The sequence below is a fragment of the Melioribacteraceae bacterium 4301-Me genome (assembly GCA_041538185.1).
Taxonomy (GTDB): domain Bacteria; phylum Bacteroidota; class Ignavibacteria; order Ignavibacteriales; family Melioribacteraceae; genus Pyranulibacter; species Pyranulibacter aquaticus.
The window spans coordinates 241,610-259,374 of sequence record JBGORM010000002.1 but is presented as its reverse complement, the minus strand read 5'-3'; the positions used below and the strand labels follow the sequence as shown (position 1 = coordinate 259,374).

Annotated in this window: 15 protein-coding genes; 8 read left to right on the top strand and 7 right to left on the bottom strand. The window is 32.9% G+C overall.

Going from position 1 to position 17,765, the window contains the following annotated elements:
• Window positions 1-64: 64 nt before the first annotated feature.
• Window positions 65-601: an NUDIX hydrolase gene (locus tag ABRY23_04550; protein MFA3782317.1), complete on the top strand. Its 537-nt coding sequence runs from the start codon at window positions 65-67 to the stop codon at window positions 599-601.
• Window positions 602-718: 117 nt separating this feature from the next.
• Here the strand turns inward: ABRY23_04550 and murI are convergent, their stop codons facing one another.
• From murI to ABRY23_04520, 6 genes are all read right to left on the bottom strand, one after another.
• The gene (gene murI / locus ABRY23_04545) at window positions 719-1,540 is read right to left on the bottom strand and encodes a glutamate racemase (GenBank protein MFA3782316.1); all 822 of its coding nucleotides are present in this window, start codon (window positions 1,538-1,540) and stop codon (window positions 719-721) included.
• A gap of 17 nt (window positions 1,541-1,557) precedes the next feature.
• A complete protein-coding gene (locus ABRY23_04540) occupies window positions 1,558-4,116 on the bottom strand; it encodes an HD domain-containing protein (protein ID MFA3782315.1) in 2,559 nt (852 codons plus the stop codon).
• A gap of 130 nt (window positions 4,117-4,246) precedes the next feature.
• Entirely contained in the window at window positions 4,247-5,635 is a 1,389-nt protein-coding gene (locus ABRY23_04535; GenBank protein ID MFA3782314.1) for a tyrosine phenol-lyase, read from the bottom strand.
• Between the two features lie 63 nt (window positions 5,636-5,698).
• Window positions 5,699-6,073, bottom strand: a complete 375-nt coding sequence (gene queF / locus ABRY23_04530; GenBank protein ID MFA3782313.1) for a preQ(1) synthase — start codon at window positions 6,071-6,073, stop codon at window positions 5,699-5,701.
• A gap of 83 nt (window positions 6,074-6,156) precedes the next feature.
• Window positions 6,157-6,867: a 7-cyano-7-deazaguanine synthase QueC gene (gene queC, locus ABRY23_04525; protein MFA3782312.1), complete on the bottom strand. Its 711-nt coding sequence runs from the start codon at window positions 6,865-6,867 to the stop codon at window positions 6,157-6,159.
• A 93-nt stretch (window positions 6,868-6,960) separates the two neighbouring features.
• Window positions 6,961-8,145, bottom strand: coding sequence for an MFS transporter (locus ABRY23_04520; protein MFA3782311.1), 1,185 nt, complete (start codon window positions 8,143-8,145; stop codon window positions 6,961-6,963).
• Window positions 8,146-8,362: 217 nt separating this feature from the next.
• Here ABRY23_04520 and ABRY23_04515 point away from each other — a divergent pair, with 217 nt between their 5' ends.
• Window positions 8,363-8,977: an L-threonylcarbamoyladenylate synthase gene (locus tag ABRY23_04515; protein ID MFA3782310.1), complete on the top strand. Its 615-nt coding sequence runs from the start codon at window positions 8,363-8,365 to the stop codon at window positions 8,975-8,977.
• A 449-nt stretch (window positions 8,978-9,426) separates the two neighbouring features.
• Here the strand turns inward: ABRY23_04515 and ABRY23_04510 are convergent, their stop codons facing one another.
• Window positions 9,427-10,200, bottom strand: coding sequence for an SDR family NAD(P)-dependent oxidoreductase (locus tag ABRY23_04510; GenBank protein ID MFA3782309.1), 774 nt, complete (start codon window positions 10,198-10,200; stop codon window positions 9,427-9,429).
• Between the two features lie 358 nt (window positions 10,201-10,558).
• On the opposite strand from ABRY23_04510, the gene ABRY23_04505 reads away from it, so the two are divergent.
• The 6 genes from ABRY23_04505 to ccoG are packed head-to-tail and all read left to right on the top strand — an operon-like array spanning window position 10,559 to window position 17,765.
• On the top strand, window positions 10,559-12,973 hold the full coding sequence (locus ABRY23_04505; GenBank protein ID MFA3782308.1) for a heavy metal translocating P-type ATPase: 2,415 nt from the start codon (window positions 10,559-10,561) through the stop codon (window positions 12,971-12,973).
• Window positions 12,973-13,209: a cbb3-type cytochrome oxidase assembly protein CcoS gene (gene ccoS / locus ABRY23_04500; protein ID MFA3782307.1), complete on the top strand. Its 237-nt coding sequence runs from the start codon at window positions 12,973-12,975 to the stop codon at window positions 13,207-13,209. Before ABRY23_04505 ends, ccoS begins: the two co-directional genes overlap by 1 nt.
• Before the next feature lie 2 nt (window positions 13,210-13,211).
• Complete coding sequence (gene ccoN, locus ABRY23_04495) at window positions 13,212-15,344, top strand: cytochrome-c oxidase, cbb3-type subunit I (GenBank protein ID MFA3782306.1); 2,133 nt, start codon at window positions 13,212-13,214, stop codon at window positions 15,342-15,344.
• A 7-nt stretch (window positions 15,345-15,351) separates the two neighbouring features.
• Window positions 15,352-15,543 (top strand): cbb3-type cytochrome c oxidase subunit 3, encoded by a 192-nt coding sequence (locus tag ABRY23_04490; protein ID MFA3782305.1) that lies wholly within the window; start codon window positions 15,352-15,354, stop codon window positions 15,541-15,543.
• Entirely contained in the window at window positions 15,530-16,372 is an 843-nt protein-coding gene (locus ABRY23_04485) for a cbb3-type cytochrome c oxidase N-terminal domain-containing protein (GenBank protein ID MFA3782304.1), read from the top strand. The genes ABRY23_04490 and ABRY23_04485 overlap by 14 nt, the downstream gene beginning before the upstream one ends.
• Window positions 16,373-16,382: 10 nt before the next feature.
• The gene (gene ccoG / locus ABRY23_04480; protein ID MFA3782303.1) at window positions 16,383-17,765 is read left to right on the top strand and encodes a cytochrome c oxidase accessory protein CcoG; all 1,383 of its coding nucleotides are present in this window, start codon (window positions 16,383-16,385) and stop codon (window positions 17,763-17,765) included.

Below are 17,765 nucleotides of genomic sequence, written 5' to 3'. Positions count from 1 at the left end.
AATATTTTATTTTCGATCTTGGTAATTTGGTAATCTTGCTAATAATAAATAAACAGAGAACATAGTGAATTTTAAAGTTATTAAAAGCAAAACTGTTTTTGAAGGGAAAGTTTTTAAAGTAGTAGTAGATGAAATTAAATATAATGGTAGTGGAAATATTGCGCCACGACAAGTAGCAGTTCATCCAGGGGGAGCTGTTACTGTACCAGTTAAATCGTATGGCAAAATTGTTATGGTTACTCAATTTCGTTATCCTTTTAAAGAAGTTTTGTTAGAGTTACCCGCCGGAAAATTAAATAAGAATGAAGACCCAGAAATTTGTGCCGCAAGAGAACTAAGTGAAGAGACAGGATATTCTGCAAACAAAATTACCAGGCTTGGCAAAATATATACTTCGCCTGGTTTTTGTTCAGAGGTTCTGCATATATTTTTAGCGGAAGATTTAGTATCTGGTCAGCATGCTCGTGAAGAAGGAGAAGAAGAAATGGAAGTTGTGGAATTATCTCTTGAAGAAATAAATGAAAAAATCAAAAATGGTGAAATTGTGGATGCAAAGACGATTTGTGGAATTTCTCTATATAAACTACATACCAGACATTGATGCTGTATGCCAAAAAATTTAGTTCAACGGTTGACGAATTCTCCTGTTAATTTTCTTATCCCTAAATTTTATAAGCTATTATAAAACGTTTAACATCATTTTATCAATTACTTGTGTCTAAAGTTCGTTTGTCAATTCTTCGAGTTCAACTTTATGAATATTATTAATTTTACTGCCTAAAAAACGGTTGGCAATTTCTTTGAACTTAGCAGGGATATCACTCACATAAAATTCTTTATAGCCTATTTTGTTTGAATCATTTCGCAAGCCGCGGCCGTTGAGATATTCTTCAACCAATTTTGCTGCAGGTGTACCCGAATCAACAAGCTTTACAGATTTACCCATTACCTTTTGAATCACGTCATGCAAAATTGGGTAATGAGTACAGCCCAAAATCAAACTATCGATTTCTTTTTCTTTCAATTCTGTCAAGTATTCCTTTGCAATAAGTTCTGTTGCCTTATGATTAAGCCATCCTTCTTCGGCAAGGGGCACAAACAACGGGCATGCTTTTTCAATGACTTTAACTTTTGGATTAAGTCTTTTCAGTTCTTTGGAATAAGCCTTATTATTAATTGTTGACACAGTACCAATTACACCAACAATACCATTTTTAGATTCGCTTAAAGCCATTTTCGAACCCGGTTCAATCATTCCAATTACTGGAATAGTTAAAAACCTTTTAAGTTCTTTCAACGCAACTGAAGAGACTGTATTACAAGCAACAACAAGTAGTTTAATATTCTTTCTTAATAAAAAATTAGCTGCTTGCAAAGCGTATTCAATTACAGTATTGTTAGACTTACCGCCGTAAGGCACTCTAGCAGTATCGCCAAAGTAAACTATATTTTCATTTGGCAGAAGTTTAGTAACAGCTTTTACAACAGTAAGTCCACCAATACCAGAGTCAAAAAAGCCTATTGGATTTGATTTGTTCATGAAGTTCAAGTTTTCACCTATAGCATTTCTTCGATAGTTTGGGTTAATTCTACAGTAATTAATTGGTAATTGTTAGTGGAAATTTTTTTTCTATTATGGTCAAGTACATAAAATGCATCTACTACATCATCGGCTTTGGTAGCTATTTTTGCAAAATAAATTGAAAGGCCAAGTTCATTCATTTTTTTAGTAACTTGATAAAGAAGACCAAGTCTATCGGGTGAATACACATCAATAATTGTGTACTTATCGTGTTTTTCAAATTCAATTTTAACTTTGCCTTTACGCTTGAATAATTTATTTTCAATTCGCCACCATTTAGATTTAATTTTACTAAACTCCTTAGTGATTTGAAGTTCATTTTCAACTGCAAGATTGAGGTCGGAAATTATTTTAGGATATTTTGCTTCATCAATTACACCACCTGTTCTAAAATCTGTTACATTAAAGCTATCTATTACTATCCCATCTTTTCTAGTAAAAATTTTTGCATCGTGAATATTAAGGTCATTAATTGAAAGTGCACCACAAAGTCGAGAAAGCAGCGAGGCTGAATCTTTTGTAATAACAGTTACATTTGTAAATCCTGCTACTTCTTTAAAAAACACAGAGACGGGTGAACCTTTTTCGATTTCCTCTATATGTTGGTTAATTTCATCTTGAGAGAAATTTTGTAAATATCCAATATCATCAATTTGGTCTATGTGTTGTCTAAAGGATTCTTCGGAATATGCTTTTGTTTCGCGTAAGATTTCTTGAGTAGTGTACGAAAGAAGTTCTTCACCGGAAATTCTTTCAACCAGCATTCTTTTTGTTTTACTATAAAGTTCGTACAATAAATCTCCTTTCCATTGAGTCCATACAACAGGTGAAACTGCCGATAAATCTGCATAAGTTAAAAGATACAAAAGGTCAAGTGCTTCTAATGAAGGGAAAATTTTAACAAAATTATCGAGCGTAGTTGAATCATTAAGGTTTCTTCTAAAGGCTACTTGTTCCATAGTAAGGTGATGCCGCACTAAAAATTGAACTAGTGTTATTTCATTTTGATCATAGCCAAGTCGTTCCATAACAGAATTAGCAACTTCAGCCCCAATTATTTCGTGTCCGGAAATGCTTATCGGTTTAGCTATATCATGAAAAAGGACTGCCAAATACAGAACATCCTTATTTTTTGTACTAGCAAAAAGCTTCCCTAAAAAGGACTCTTCATTTATCAGCTTTTCTAAATTATTTAGAGCAATTAAAGTGTGTTCGTCTGCAGTATAACAATGATAAACGCCCGGCTGAAAAAACCCAATAAGATCCTTAAACTCTGGTAGGAATATTCCCAAAACACCAAGTTCATTCATTACGTATAAAGTTTTCCCTACATTTTTTGGCAGTTTTAGAATTTCTCGAAAAAAAACAGATGAATGCATTTCCAGATTTTGAGTTTCTTCATGGTCGAAAACAGCTTCAATTATTTCTGAACGCAGCTGTTCGTCAAACTGAGCGTCGTACAAACAATAATAATAAAATGCCCGCATAATAGAAGAAAATGTAAGCGGGGTTTTACGGATTTTGGTAAGATTATTTCCTTTAAGAACAAAATCTTCATCAAGATCAATTGAGAGCATATCAGAAATAGGATTAGTAATTTCTTCCTCAAACCTCTTCATCATTGTGCGGTTAAACCGTTTAATTACATTTGCCGCCTCGAAGTATTTTTTCATATAAGAATGCCATGTATTCTCTCCATAGTCAAAAAATCTTGCAATTTTCTCTTGAGAGCTAAATTCCAAACGGTCATTTTTATGACCCGATAAAAGATGTAAAAAATTTCTTGTTGCAAGAATTAATTTGTAGCTTTCGTAAAGTCTTGCTGCAGCTCGCGGCAGAATTATTTTATTTTTTTTGACGAGATTCAAAAAAACTTCGGTCTGAGTAATTTCGCTCTGCTCAGATAAAAGAATATCGTTTTTTAATGAATATATCCATTCGACAATTTGAAGGTCTCTTAATCCGCCAGCAGTAAATTTTACGTTTGGCTCAAGAACTTTTGCAGAATCGCCGTACTTGGTATACCTTGCATTTATATCATTAAAAAATTTTTCTATTAATTCTTTTTTGTACTTGTTATTCAATGCAGATAAAACTTTTCCAATCCATGCGTCATAAATTTGCCGACTACCAATTATATATCTCGTTTCAAAAAACTGTGTAAATGCATGAAGGTCTTCTTTTAAAAACTTTTTAATGTCTTTATATTCTCTCACAGTATGTGAAACTTCAATTCCACAATCCCAAAGCTCAGTTACACATTCTTTTATTACATCTTCGTTTCCATCCACCTTAGAATAAATAAACATTATATCTATATCAGAATAAGGAGATAGTTCTCTTCGCGAAAAACTCCCTACTGCAGCAACTGCACATTTAAGTCTTTTGCCTTTTAGAACGAGCTGAACATATCTTTCAACCATTAGACTGAATGTAACGCAAAACTTAAAAGGATTTTTTAATAATTCCGTATTACTGAACAATTCACTTTTTTCTTTTAAGAATTGCTCTTTCAGTGTGAAAACATTATTCATTTAAAATTCTCTGCCGATATATAAATTAATTTATTACTTAGAATTGAATTTCAATTAGGACAAAATTTCAAAAAAGTTACAAAATAGGGGTAGTCATAATTCTACCCCTATATATTTTACTTAATTCAGTTCACAATTTACTAAATCGTGCTTGAAAAAATCTTAAATACTTTGGCTCGTAGACCATTTTCAATCCTTTAATTTGCTTTCTATTTTGAAATACGGTAGCAATTGATTCAACCATTACATCAATATGAGCTTGAGTATAGACTCTTCGAGGAAAGGTAAGTCTAACTAATTCTAGTTTAGGGTATCTGTGCTGACCGGTTTTAGGATCTCGACCAGCAGAAACAATACCCCTTTCCATTCCTCTAACTCCAGAATCAACATAAATTTCATTAGCAAGTGCTTGAGCTGGAAAAACATCTTGTCTTAAATGAGGCAAAAATTTTTTTGCATCGAGAAATATTGCATGACCGCCGAAAGGGTAAACCATTGGGATGCCATATTTTTCGAGCTGCTTTCCGCAATATTCTACTTGTCCAACTCTTGCTTTTATATTATCAAACTCGACCATTTCTTCAATACCTCGGGCCATAGCTTCCATATCTCTGCCGGCTAAACCGCCGTAGGTATGAAGTCCTTCATAAACAACAACCATATTGCGCGCTTCTTCGTAGACTTTTTTATTTCGCGTTGCTAAAAAGCCCCCAATATTAACCATTAAATCTTTTTTTGCGCTAACCCATAATCCATCAAAATAAGAACACATTTCTTTAAGTATCAGCGCAATTGATTTATTCTCATAGCCTTTTTCTCTTACTTTTATAAAATAAGCATTTTCTGTTGCGCGGGTAGCATCAAACCAAAGTTTAATGCCGTATTTATCACAAAGTTTAGAAACCTCTTTTAAGTTTTGCATTGAAATTGGCTGTCCGCCGGCCATATTAACCGGTCCAGCTATACTAACATAAGGTATTTTTTTAGCACCGACTTTTTTAATCAGGTCTTCTAATTTTTGTAAATCGACATTTCCTTTAAAAGGGTGTTTGTTTTGAGGGATGTGGGCTTCGTCTATAATTACATCGACAAACGTACCCCCGGCAAGCTCTTGATGAAGTCTTGTTGTAGTAAAGTACATATTGCCGGGAATGTAATCTCCTGGCTTAATCATTATTTTTGAAATCAAATGCTCTGCAGCCCTGCCTTGATGTGTGGGTACAAAATAAGGCATACCATAATATTTTTTCACATTATCCCATAAGTAGTAAAAATTCCTGCTACCGGCATATGCTTCATCACCTATCATCATTCCAGCCCATTGATAATCGCTCATTGCATTCGTACCGCTGTCAGTTAAAAGGTCTATGTAAACATCAGCTGATTTCAATAAAAAAGTATTGTAACCGGCTTCTTTTGCACATTTTTCACGATATTCTCTCGTTGTCATTTTAATTGGTTCAACAACCTTAATTTTGAAGGGCTCTGCCCAGCTCCTTTTAATTATTTTTTTTGCCATGTTTTTTTCTCCTTTTATTAATAAAAATAACTTTAGAACTCATCAAGCGAAAAAACATGGAAGTCAAACGAACTTTTTTTTCAATTTTTTCCGTCTTTGTTCTGCAATAATATCCGAATGAATACCGCCACGTGTATTAAACCGAGCTGTTATTTTTATATAACGTGGTTGCAACAGTTCAATCAAATCATTTAATATCTTATTTGTTACTGCTTCAAAATAAATCCCTTCATTTCGATAAGACTGCAAGTAAAATTTGTATGATTTTAGTTCCACACAAAGTTTATCCGGAATGTATTCGAGAATTATTGTTGCAAAATCCGGCTGCCCAGTTTTGGGACATAATGAAGTAAATTCTGGAGCTGTGTGAATTATTGTGTAATCACGTTCTGGATTTGGGTTTGGAAATGTCTCAAGAAGTTTAAGCTTGTCGACCATAGTTTATTATTTCTTATTTCTTAAGTTGAACTGTTTCATAAACTATTAAGTGCTCTCTTAGCAGTTTGTAAATTAATCTGCATTCATAAATAGTTAGGCTTATTTAAGTAAGGAATTGGGTCTTCTACGCCTGCCATTTGAAATCCTCTTAACCGAAAAGCACAACTGTCACACACACCACAAGCTACCTCTTCGTTTTGATAGCAAGACCACGTTAAATGAAGCGGCGCATCAAGTTCAATTCCCTTTTTCACAATATCTGCTTTAGAATAATGAATTATAGGTGTTACAATTTTTATTTTAGTATCAGGTTTAGTACCTAAGTCAACCATTTTTTCAAAGGCCTCAAAAAATTCTGGACGGCAATCTGGATAGCCGCTTGCATCTTCATAGACTGCGCCAATAAAAACCGCTTCTGCTTTTAAAACTTCAGCCCAACTCACACAAACTGAGAGTATATTCGCATTTCGGAAAGGGACATAGGAAGTTGGGATTTCTTTTGCTTCAACGTTAGTAGATGAAAAGCTTTGCAAGTTTGCCTTTGCTATTTCAATATTTTTATCTGTTAAAGACGAACCGCCTATTTTTGAGAAATGTGAGAAGTCAACTACTAATCTTTTTTCTACATTATAATAATCGGCAACATCGTTAAAAGCTTTCAACTCTCTCTTTTCTGTTCTTTGTCCATAATTTACGTGCACCAAAGCTAGCTCGTAAGATTGGTTAGCTATAGCTGCAGTAACACAACTATCCATTCCCCCGCTAACGGCAACAACTGCAAGTTTTTTCTCCATATTTGTAATTATTTTGAAATTGTTGTTCGTAAAATACTAAAAATCAATTTGTAAGTACGACCCACCGATGCAAGCATTAAAAGAAAAAAGTAATTATGATTTAGAAAGTACTTGCACCCTATTTTCATCTTTCATAAAGAAAAAAATTGTTGCAACTACAAATGATACAACAGCTGAAACTAAAAAAGGTGCTGTTGAGCCAAATTTATCCCAAATAACCCCTGCACCAAAAGAACCTATCATAACAGCTACACTAACAAAAGAGTTCAGTAGTCCAATGGCACTTCCTTTATATCGAGGGATTATTATATCTGAAATCCATGCTTTTGAAATTCCCTCTGTTGCTGCAGCATACAAACCATAAAAAGCGAAGAAAATGAACATGAGTAATAAATTATTGTTAAATGCAAATCCAAAATAAACAAATGAAAATATTAATAAACCAAAAGCAAGGACTTTCTTTTTCCCAAATTTATCTGATAGAATACCTGAAGGATAGGAAGAGAAAGCATAAATTATATTATAAAATATATATCCAGTAATCGCGTAATTATCTGAATGTGTTATATATTTTGATTTAAGAATAAGAAAAACATCACTACTGTTGACAAGAGAAAAAATAGTTAATAAGATTAATATTATTTTGTAATTTTTTGGTGCTGTTTTCCAAAAATCTTTATAATCAAATTTTTCTTTACTAAAGACAACAGTTGACTTGTCTCTGACCTTAGAAGCAAAATAAATAGCAATAACAGAAGGAATAAATGCAATAAGGAAAAGTGAAATGTATCCCCCTGGATGAAAGTATAAATATATAATTGCAGCAATCGGACCGGCAACAGCTCCAAAAGTATCCATGCTTCTGTGGAACCCAAAAATTGCACCACTGTTATTTTTAGAATATTCTGAAAGAAGTGCATCTCTGGGGGAAGTCCTCATACCTTTACCAATTCTATCAGCAATGCGAGAAAAGATAACAGTTACAATTCGGGGGAAAATTCCCGGCAGTGGTTTCGAAAAGGCCGAAAGAGAATAGCCTCCAAAAACAAATATTGAACGCTTACCTATTTTATCAGACAGCATTCCAAAATATCCCTTAAGAATTCCTGCGGTTAGTTCAGCTAACCCTTCAATTAATCCTACTAAACTCATTGAAGCGCCAAGGAATGAAGTGAGGAATATCGGGGTGATTGGATACAGCATTTCACTAGCAAAATCGGTGAAAAAGCTGATTAGACCTAAAATTTTTACCTGTTTTGGAAGACTTTTAATGCTCACTAAAAACCCAAAAATAATTTAGGCGATAAAGAAATATATAAAAAATATCCACTTTACAGTTGACAATTAAATAACAAGTATTATTTTGCTATTAAACTTTTTATTACTTATCAAAAGTGCCGTTCAAATTATCAACATAAAATAATTTTACTAATAACCAAATTTATAGCAAAAAATAATTATAGCCCGCTATAAACTGAAAATTAAGGAGGAGGATATGGAATATTATGAATTACATCCAGTTACACCGCAGTTGCGTTATATTAATAAAGCTGTAGAAGTATTAAAAAACGGTGGGGTAATTATTTACCCTACTGATACGGTTTATGGATTAGGTTGCGATATATATAATAAAGAAGCCTTAGAAAAAGTTTACAACATTAAGCACGAATCTGGAACGAAATTATTTAGCTTTATTATTCCGGATTTTAAAGAAATTTCTAAATATGCAAAAGTATCTGATTATGCTTATAAAACGATGCGTCATCTTCTACCGGGTCCTTACACATTTGTTTTACCTGCCGCTAAGGAAGTACCTAAAAAATTGTGGACAAAAAGAAAAACCGTAGGCATTCGAATCCCTAATCACCCTGTTGCACTTTCTTTAGCAAAAGAATTAGGAAATCCGATTGTAAGCACAAGTGTAACCAACAGAAAAGGTGAAGTGTTGTACGACCCACAGGAGATACGTCTTATTTTTAATACTCAAGTTGATCTTATGCTTTCAGCAGGTGCTTTAGAAGGTAAGCCTTCAAGTATTGTAGATTTAAGCGGGGATGAACCCGAAGTAATTCGCGAAGGGGCCGGCGATGTAAGTTTGTTTTATGCTTGAGAAAAATCAAAATAATGGGGATTAGCTAAATACAAAAGTTTAAGATAAGTACAAAATTAGAGCGTTTACTTTGTGTTTTTGCTAAATATCCATATCTGTCCAATATATTTTTTATTTCGTCCCTAAATGGACTTAATCTATTTCTTTGTTCTTTATCCTATAAATATTTTGTCCTGACTGGACAATAAAGCCTTGATTATGCTTAAACCAATGTAATCCCTTTAGGGATTATATAGTTATAGAATAAATAAATATCAAACTGAAGTTAAAAGTCCCGTAGGGACGAGATAGGGATTGATTTACAAGACAAGTAGAATAGTCCAAAATCTTAAAGTTTTCTAAATTTATTTGGTAATTTATCCCTTCGGGATTTGATTTCAAAATTATTTTGGACAGCAGTGAAATATCATTGTTTTCTTGCCAACCCCTTATTTACTACAAACTTCCAATTAATTTTCCCTATGAACTACCATTGCGCTGGCTTGCTGCGCAGCTAATAAAGTTATTTGTGCCACATTTACATGCGGCGGCCTGGAAGCACAATATACCACCGCATCTGCTACATCTTCACCTGTTAGCGGTGTTAGCCCTTTATAAACATTCTTCGCTTTTTCCTTATCACCGAAAAATCTAATATTACTAAAATTCGTTTCTACTAGGCCAGGATCAATTGTACTAACTAAAATTCCCTTATCAATTGTATCCATTCTCAATGATTGCGTTATTGCATTTACTGCAAATTTTGTTGCGCAATAAACACTTCCCTTTGGATAGGCTTCGTGACCAGCAATAGAACCAATGTTTATAATATGCCCGGATTTCCTTTCTATCATTCCAGGCAAAATTGCATGGGTAACATAAAGCAGTCCTTTTATGTTAGTGTCAATCATTACATCCCAATTTTCAAGCTCGTCTTCATAAAATTTATTTAGACCTAACGCAAGTCCTGCATTGTTAATAAGTATATCAACCGCTTTAAATTCTGTGGGAATTGATTTGATTGCATCAATAACATTCTGCTTGTTTCTTACATCAAGTTTAAAACCATAAACTTTTACTCCGTATTTTTCTGTAATATCTTTTGCAATTTCATTAATTAAATCTAACCTTCTAGCACTAATTACTAAGTTAGACCCTTCTTTAGCAAAAGCATAGGCACAGGCTTTCCCAATACCAGATGTTGCACCAGTAATAAAAACAATTTTGTTCTCTAATCTGCTCATATTTTATTCTCCTTAATGATTATTCAAAGTTACTACTAAAATAATAAATATGATTTAGATGAAATGAAGAAATTAAGAATTAGGAATTAGAAATTAGGAATTAGGAGTGAGGGATAAGGAATAAGGAGTTGATATTCACTACATATTCCTAATTTTTAATTCCTAATTCCTAATTCGTAATTTTTAACCCCCCAATTTCTAATTGATGAGAATAATTGGAGTAAAAGAGAGCTTTCTTCTAATAAATTACGATAATTTATCTAAATTTTTTTTACTAAATTTTATTTGTCTTGTGTGTTTAATTGGCATTATTTGTGAGCAGTTGTAGAATTCATTTCCTAATAAATATTCAATAAAATTGAAAGAGACTATAACAAAAGAAAAAGCAAAAGAAGTTAAGTGTTTTCATTGCGGGGAAGATTGCGTTGATAATGAAATAAGAATTGACGAAAAAGTTTTCTGCTGTAATGGGTGCAAAAACGTCTACTTAATCCTCAATAATAATCAAATGTGTACTTATTACTCTTTAGAAGAAAAACCAGGTGTTTCGCAAAAAAATCATGTACATAAGAATTACGATTTCTTGGATGATGAAACCATCCAACAAAAATTAGTTGACTTTTCATCCTCAAATTTCTCAAGTATTACATTTTTCATCCCGCAAATGCATTGTAGTTCGTGTATATGGTTGTTAGAGAGTCTTTACAAATTAAATAACGGAATAAAAAACTCACAAGTAGATTTCTTAAAGAAAAGATTAACTGTTAACTTTAATCCTACTGAAACTAAAATTAAAAATATTGTCCAACTACTTAACTCTTTGGGCTATGAACCACAATTAAATTTAGAGGACAAAGAAAAAGAAACCTCTCAAGAACAAACAAAAAAACTGTATTATAAAATTGGCATTGCTGGATTTTGTTTTGGCAATATAATGCTGCTTAGCTTTCCCGAGTATCTATCGATAACACAGACAGAATCACAAAATTTAAATGTACTATTTAATTATTTGATGCTGCTCTTATCGTTACCTGTATTTTTTTACAGTGCTAATGAATATCATATTTCTGCAATAAAAGGATTAAAGAAAAAAATAGTAAATATTGATGTCCCTGTTTCTTTGGGAATTCTAATACTTTTTATACGAAGTTTTGTAGACATCGTTTTTTATAATCAGGCAGGCTACCTTGATTCTCTCTCAGGACTCGTTTTCTTCTTGCTAATCGGAAGATTATTTCAGAACAAGACATATTATGCTTTGAATTTCGAAAGGAACTATAAATCCTTTTTCCCTATTTCTGCGTGTGTAATAAGAAATGGAAAAGAAACCACAATACCTATTGAAAAAATAGAACCCGGCGAAAGAATGTTGATAAGAAATAATGAAATAATTGCTGTGGATTCAATTCTAATTAAAGGAATTGCTAATATTGATTACAGTTTTGTTACCGGCGAATCTTCACCTGTAACTATTAAAAATGGTGACTTAATTTATGCTGGCGGAAAACAAATTGGAACTGCTATAGAAGTTGAATCAATCAAAAATATTTCTCAAAGTTATTTAACTCAGCTTTGGAATAACAAAGCATTTCTCAAACAAAAAGAATCAAAAGTAACAAGTCTTGCAAATAAAGTTAGCAAGTATTTTACCTTTATCGTATTATTTATTGCTCTAAGTTCCGCAATTTACTGGTCATTAAAAAACCCAGCTTATATTTGGATTGCAGTTACTTCAGTATTAATTGTAGCATGTCCTTGCGCGCTTGCTTTATCTACCCCATTTACGTTAGGAAATATCCTAAGAATTTTTGGTAAAAATAAGTTTTACATTAAAAATACAGCTGTAATTGAAGAACTTGCTAAAATAGATTCAATTGTGTTTGACAAAACAGGCACTTTAACTGAACAAAAAAATTTTACAATTGAATTTGTAGGAACAAATCTAACTGATGACGAAAAAATTTTAATAAAAAGTACAACGAGAAATTCCACTCACCCGTTAAGCCAAAAAATATTTAACAGTATCAATACAAAGTACTACCAACCCGATGAGTATTACGAATTGCCCGGCGAAGGCATTGAAGCAAAAATTTTTGGTAATTGCATAAAATTAGGTTCACAACAATTTGTTAACTCAAATAATTTTGAATTACCAAAAGATTATTATTCTAAGGTATTCATCTCAATAAATAACGTTGTTAAAGGGTATTACAAAATTTCAAATAATTATAGAGATGGATTGAAACTATTATTTGAACAGTTAAAAAGAAATTATAGCATCACTATACTTTCTGGAGATAATCCTTCTGAAAAAAATAATTTATTTCAAATGTTTGGTTTGGCAAAAAATATTTTTTTTAATCAAACGCCTTACCAAAAATTAATGTATGTGGGATCACTTCAAAATGCAGGCAAAAAGGTATTAATGATTGGAGATGGTTTAAACGATGCAGGCGCACTTAAAAAAAGCAATGTGGGTATCTCTGTCACAGAAAATACAAATAATTTTTCGCCATCGAGTGATGCAATCTTAGAGGCTTCATCATTAAAAAAGCTTTCCTTGTTTTTAAGATTTTGTAAGACAGGAGAAAAAATAATAATTGCAAGTTTTGTGATTTCGTTTGTGTATAATTTAGTTGGACTTTCTTTTGCTGTGCAGGGTTTATTGAGCCCGCTTATCGCTGCAATCTTAATGCCCATTAGTTCAATTTCTGTTGTGGTTTTTACAACTTTTACAACTAATTTTTTTGCAAAGAAAAGTGGTTTAATTTAATGTCTGTTATAATTGTTCTGCTTGCATTTAGTCTTCTTATCGCTGTGGGATTTCTTATTGCTTATCTTTGGGCGGTTAAAGATGGTCAGTTTGATGATAAATATACACCCTCAATAAGAATTTTATTTGATAATGAAAAAAACAAAATATCACATCAAGCGCAAAATTCTGAATTAGACAAAAGTAATAATGACTTATCTAACCAAAATTCTGAATTCAAAAAAAGGAGTTCATAAATATGGATGTAGAAAAATTCTACTACGATAACCAAATAGTTAAGCAGTTTATTATTGCAACTGTAGTGTTTGGTATAGTTGGAATGCTTGTCGGTCTCATCATAGCAATACAACTTTATTTCCCGGAGTTAAATTTAGGATTACAATACACAACATTTGGAAGAATACGTCCGCTCCATACAAATGCTGTAATCTTTGCATTCGTAGGCAATATGATTTTTGCAGGTGTTTATTATTCACTGCAGCGACTTTGTAAAGCAAGAATGTGGAGTGACTTTTTAAGCAAATTTCACTTTTGGGGCTGGCAGTTGATTATTGTAGCCGCAGCAATTTCACTGCCGCTCGGAATTACTACAAGCAAAGAATATGCTGAACTTGAATGGCCAATTGACATTGCAATTGCAATTGTATGGTTAGCTTTCGGTTTAAATATGATGATGACTATAATCAAACGTCGTGAAAAACATATGTATGTTGCAATTTGGTTTTATATAGCAACATTTGTAACAGTTACAATTTTGCACGTGGTTAATTCAATTGAAGTACCTGTAAGTTTCCTGAAAAGTTATCCAGTTTATGCAGGAGTTCAAGATGCACTTGTTCAATGGTGGTACGGCCACAATGCTGTAGCATTTTTTCTAACAACACCTTATTTAGGGTTGATGTATTATTTCTTACCAAAGGCTGCAAATAGACCCATTTACTCTTATCGATTATCAATTTTACATTTTTGGGCTTTAATCTTTATTTACATTTGGGCAGGACCTCATCACTTGCTTTACTCTGCTCTTCCCGATTGGGCGCAATCACTTGGCACTGTCTTCTCTGTGATGCTTATTGCACCATCTTGGGGCGGGATGTTAAATGGATTGCTAACTTTACGCGGAGCGTGGGATAAGGTTCGCGATAATCCTATCTTAAAGTTTATGGTTGTAGCTGTGACTGCATACGGCATGGCAACTTTTGAAGGCCCAATGCTTTCATTAAAAAATGTAAATGCTATTTCACATTTTACTGATTGGACTATCGCACACGTGCACGTAGGCGCATTAGGCTGGAACGGCTTTTTAACTTTCGGGATTCTTTATTGGTTAGTCCCAAAACTGTGGAACACTGAACTCTATTCTAAAAAAATGGCTAACTTACATTTTTGGCTGGGCACCCTTGGTATTGTGTTTTATGTTATCCCAATGTGGACCTCCGGCATTACTCAATCTTTAATGTGGAAACAATTCACACCGCTTGGAACACTTCAATATCCAAACTTTTTAGAAACGACACTGCAAATTATTCCAATGTATATGATGAGGTCTTTCGGCGGATTACTTTATTTAAGCGGGGTAATTCTAATGGTGTTCAACTTGGTGAAAACTGCCAAAGAGGGTACCCTTATTAAAAATGAGGCAGCCGAAGCTCCTTCTTTAATATTAGATGCAGATAAAATAAAAAAAGGCATGATTCATCGCTGGCTTGAAAAACGTCCAGTTAAGTTCACACTGCTTTCTACAATTGTTATTCTTATTGGAGGACTTGTAGAATTTATTCCGACTTTCCTGGTCAAATCTAATATTCCTACTATAGCAAGCGTTAAACCTTATACGCCATTAGAATTACAAGGACGTGATATTTATATTCGTGAAGGTTGTGTGTCCTGCCATTCACAGTTAGTTAGGCCTTTTAGGTCTGAAACTGAAAGATACGGTGAATATTCAAAAGCAGGTGAGTTTGTCTACGACCATCCTTTTCTTTGGGGAAGTAAAAGAACTGGACCCGATTTAGCCCGTGAAGGCGGTAAATACTCGAACCTGTGGCAATATCTTCATCTTGAAGACCCTCGTTCAATGTCACCTGGTTCTATAATGCCTTCTTTCAGCTGGCTTACAAAACAAAACCTTGATACATCTACTACAGCTAAAAAAATTAGTGTAATGAGAAGTATTGGCGTACCTTATGAAAAAGACTATGAAAAATTCGCTAACGACGACCTTATGAAACAAGCAAAAACTATTGCAGATGATTTAATTAAAAATGGAATCGATACGGACCCGAATAAAGAAATTATAGCTTTAATTGCCTACTTGCAAAGATTAGGCACTGATATAAAAGTCAACAATTTTGCAGAAAAAAATAATTAGGTGATTTATGTTTAATAACTATTTAACATCTATAGAGGGTGTTTCAATTTATCCCGTTATTTCACTTGTTTTATTTTTTGTAATTTTCAGTGTAATTGTTATTTGGGCATTGAAATTAGACAAAAAATATATTAATAAAATGGAATCCTTACCCTTAGAAAATAAAAAAAATATCGAGACTAAAAATGAGAGCAATTGACAAATTCTATAAACTGTTTTTTTTCTTTTTGTATTTCTTTTCTTCAGCATCTTTACTTTTTGCACAAAATAACAGTACAGAAGAAAGTGTAATGAAAACAATGCTAATAATTACAATTATTGTAATTGCTTTAATATTGTGGTTTGTAGTTGTTTATTCTGAAAAAAATGATAGTGAAGGCAAAGCTTTTATAGCACCTTTAATTGCAATTAAAAATTGGCTTACAAAATCTACTCCTATTGAAAAGGAACAAGAAATTTTAATGAAACATGATTACGATGGAATTAGAGAATTGGATAATAAAATTCCACCATGGTTTAATTTGCTTTTTTATGGAACTATACTTTTTAGCATAATTTACATGTTGAAATATCATGTATTCTCTGATGGAAAAATACAAGAGACTGAATATAAAATAGAAATGGAACAAGCTAATTTACAAAAGCATATCTTAACAGAATCTGGTGCACTTATTACTGAAGAAACAGTAACACTACTAACAGATGCCGCATCATTGCAAGAAGGTAAAGAAATCTTTACTAAAAATTGTGTTTCGTGTCATGGCCCAGAAGGCGGTGGTTTGGTAGGTCCAAATTTGACTGACGATTATTGGATTCACGGCGGTGGAATAAAAAATATTTTTAAAACCATCAAATATGGTGTACCTCAAAAAGGAATGATAAGTTGGCAGACCCAGCTCGATCCTAAAAAAATTCAAGAGGTTGCCAGCTACGTTATTTCGTTACACGGTACTAATCCTTCTAATGCAAAACCACCGGAAGGACAAAAATGGGTTGAAACATCTGATTCTACATCTAATAAAAATTGAGTGGCAATCAATGAATTTCGAAGAACCTAACGGTAAAGAAATATTTAGAGATTCTGTCTCAACGGTAACTAAAGAAGGTAAAAGAAAATTTATATACCCTAAAAAACCGTCTGGAAAATTTTATAAAGCGAGAACTATCGTAAGTTACTTTTTGCTTGCTTTTTTATTCATAACACCTTTTATAAAAATGCATGGTCAACCGTTCTTTATATTAAACTTTATTGACAGAAAATTTATCATCTTCGGCATCCCTTTCGGTCCGCACGATTTTTATCTATTGGCTTTAGCAATTATTACCATTATTGTTTCTATTTTCCTTTTTACAGTGATATGGGGAAGGTTATTCTGTGGATGGATTTGTCCCCAAACAATTTTTATGGAAATGGTATTTCGTAAAATAGAATACTTGATTGAAGGCGATTCAAAGAAACAACTAACAGATACAAAAAAGTTATCTAAAAAAATCCTAAAGCATGCAGTTTTTTTCGCTATCTCATTTATAATTTCAAATTTCTTTTTGGCCTATATAATAGGGGCTGATAGATTAGAAAAAATTATTACCGATTCTCCGTCTCAACATCTTGGTGGTTTATTTTCAATGATAATTTTTTCTGGTTTCTTTTATTGGATTTACAGTTCATTTAGAGAACAAGTCTGTACTTTCGTTTGTCCATATGGTCGACTTCAAGGCGTATTACTTGATCAAAATTCTGTAGTGATAGCTTATGATTATAGACGAGGTGAACCAAGAGGCAAAATAAAAAAAGCTGTTAGGCAGAATTTAGGCGATTGCATTGATTGCAAGCTTTGTGTTGATGTTTGTCCGACTGGAATAGATATTCGAAACGGAACTCAACTTGAATGCGTCAATTGCACAGCGTGTATTGATGAGTGTAATAAAGTAATGGAAAAAATTAATCGCCCAAAAGGTTTAATTAGATACGCATCAAAAAATGAAATTGAAACTGGTAAAAGGAACATTTTTACTCCTCGTGCTATTGGATACAGTGTTGTCCTTCTGATACTATTCTCGCTAACAACTTATTTATTGGCAACAAGAACAAACTTCGACATAAATATATTGCGTACCCCAGGCATGCTGTATCAAGAACAGCCAGGCGGTAAAATAAGCAACCTTTATGATATTAAAATCGTTAATAAAACTTTTAACTCAATGCAGGCAAAATTAAAAGTAATGAACTTAAACGGCGAGATAAAACTAATTGGAAATGACCTTAATGTTGAACCCCAGGCTGTAGCCCAAGCGAAGTTTCTTATAATTCTTCCAAAAGAAAAAGTAAACAGACTTAAAACACCAATTCAAATAGGCATTGTTGAAAACGGACAACTGATAAAAGTAATTAATACATCATTTTTTGGGAAGGCAGAGTAA